The organism is Priestia sp. P5_B4 (genome assembly GCF_056400385.1).
This window is the reverse complement of record NZ_JBFULJ010000729.1, coordinates 1-1,934: the sequence shown is the minus strand read 5'-3', so window position 1 is coordinate 1,934 and position 1,934 is coordinate 1. Positions and strand designations below refer to the sequence as shown.

At 33.1% G+C, this 1,934-nt stretch carries 3 protein-coding genes and 1 pseudogene; 3 read left to right on the top strand and 1 reads right to left on the bottom strand.

What is annotated here, in order from left to right; all coding sequences use genetic code 11:
- Positions 1-97: 97 nt before the first annotated feature.
- Both AC1DRF_RS25260 and AC1DRF_RS25255 read left to right on the top strand, forming a co-directional pair.
- Positions 98-373: a hypothetical protein gene (locus tag AC1DRF_RS25260; RefSeq protein ID WP_279621135.1), complete on the top strand. Its 276-nt coding sequence runs from the start codon at positions 98-100 to the stop codon at positions 371-373.
- Positions 374-610: 237 nt separating this feature from the next.
- Positions 611-955 carry a YflT domain-containing protein gene (locus AC1DRF_RS25255; RefSeq protein WP_192998774.1) on the top strand — a complete coding sequence of 115 codons (345 nt, stop codon included), beginning with the start codon at positions 611-613 and terminating at the stop codon, positions 953-955.
- A 186-nt stretch (positions 956-1,141) separates the two neighbouring features.
- On the opposite strand, the gene AC1DRF_RS25250 is transcribed toward AC1DRF_RS25255, so the two are convergent.
- Positions 1,142-1,468: a general stress protein gene (locus AC1DRF_RS25250; protein WP_279621134.1), complete on the bottom strand. Its 327-nt coding sequence runs from the start codon at positions 1,466-1,468 to the stop codon at positions 1,142-1,144.
- Positions 1,469-1,783: 315 nt separating this feature from the next.
- Between AC1DRF_RS25250 and AC1DRF_RS25245 the strand changes: the two are divergent.
- Positions 1,784-1,934 (top strand): annotated as a pseudogene (locus AC1DRF_RS25245) (serine hydrolase); the annotation flags it as partial.

Sequence of the window (1,934 nt, the reverse complement as noted above, 5' to 3'; positions counted from 1 at the left end):
GTGTTCAAGCTTACAACTGATACCCAAAAATACAGGTTTATTAAGCTATCACATAGGGAAAATGGTTTCAAAATAAAAATAGAGAGGAGGAAGTAGAATGCGACAAAAAACACTTATTTCTGGTCTTGCTATTTCAACAGTAAGCGTAGGGATTACAACTTATTTATTGAAGGATAAATCAAACTTAGATAAGGTAAAAGGGTTTGTTCGAAGTGTAAAAAAAGCTATTTCATGTGAATCATCGACCAAAAAATTGGCCTCATTTCCCATACACAAAGCAGGTCATCCAGACCCTCTGGACATTGAAGATAATAAAATGGTCTCAGAAGGATCTATGTTCCCTGTGCAATATTATAATGAAAAGAAGCAATGAATTATCAGTTCATATTATTGACTCTGTTAATACAATTGTAAAACACTTCAGTTGTATCTTGGACAGATATTGCTTTCATCATAATCATATGTACTATTTCAGAGCCAACAAACATATTCATGGGCCTCATACCTTAGTCTAGAATATCTAAAGCGTAGTTAAGATGTTCTAAGCAGGTAGCAAGTTATGCATATTATAAACTTCCATTAAATAGCCTATGATTAAGGAGGTTTTTTAATGAAGAAAATAAGAGTGGTAAAGGACGGCTATGAAGTAAAAGAGGCTATTGAACAATTTTTAAGCCTAGGATTCAGAAAAGATAATATCTACTTATTAGCCCATGAAAAAGATCGTACTGAAGAATTGATAAGTGCGTTAAATACAAACGATATTGGTGTATCCGAATTAAGGGATAACAATCCAATAGCAAATTCATTTCATTTTTACAAAGATGAACTACACTCTAAGCTTTACTCTTTAGGATTATCAGATGAGGAAGTTCAACACTATTTAAAAGAATTAAATTGGGGCCGTATACTAGTTTTTGCATTAAAAACAGATGATTTTACTACTAACGAATAATATCAGTAAAAAAGCTATACAAACTCTCTATAATTAACAGGTAAAGAGAGTTTGTATAGCTTTTTTAGAATTATATACTTTTCTAATAATAGAGCAAACCATATATATAGACAGCAACATACCAATAAGGTTTACTCTTCTCGATCACTTAGTTTCTTCAACATTTATTGCACCCGCAGCAAACTATTAAATACTCTTCTTTGCAATAATTACTATACGTTCTTGTTTCACTTCACCTATACATCGTTCAGTTTCTTCTTTTGTTAACCCTAACGAAGTCATTTTAGAACGGAGTTCATCTTCACGAGAAAATAACTTATCAACAGTAGACGTAAAAATCCCTTGTTCAGAAGTTCGATATTCTTTCGTATTTGTTATATCTGTTAAATATTCCGAACGCTCTTTATTATAGGTCAACAAGTAAACTTCACTTTTACTAAAACCATTGGTAAAAAGATTTTCAATCAACTTATTTGCCTGACCACTATTTTCTGCCACTTTAATTTCTTTCACTATTTTCTCCTCCTCTACCCCTATAAAATAGGTTGTTCTACTAATAGATATATCCTTCACCAGCTAATTAAAAACAATCTCATACAGATACAGGGTAAAGGTCGTATAAATTGAGTTAAATTATCTGCTTTCAAGRAACTAAGATGTGGATTTTTAAACTTCAAATGTATAGTAGATAAAATTAGTCTTTCCCCTATACCCTAACTTTCCTAGGCTGAAAGATTAGATAAAATCTTAAAATAAGAAATAAGCTTAAATAATTCAGCTTATGTAAAGATTTAATCTACTCAAATCAAACCGATATTCTTAAATAATTCCCTCGGACAAGGGCGTGACGGTGGCTGGGATATGGGGATGATGGTGTGAACTTACCGCGGTGACTATGCACCCATCGGCCAATTTGGCTGGGACGGAGGAAGTGGCACCTCTATCTACGCCGACCCGAACAACCAGATTACCGGAATCC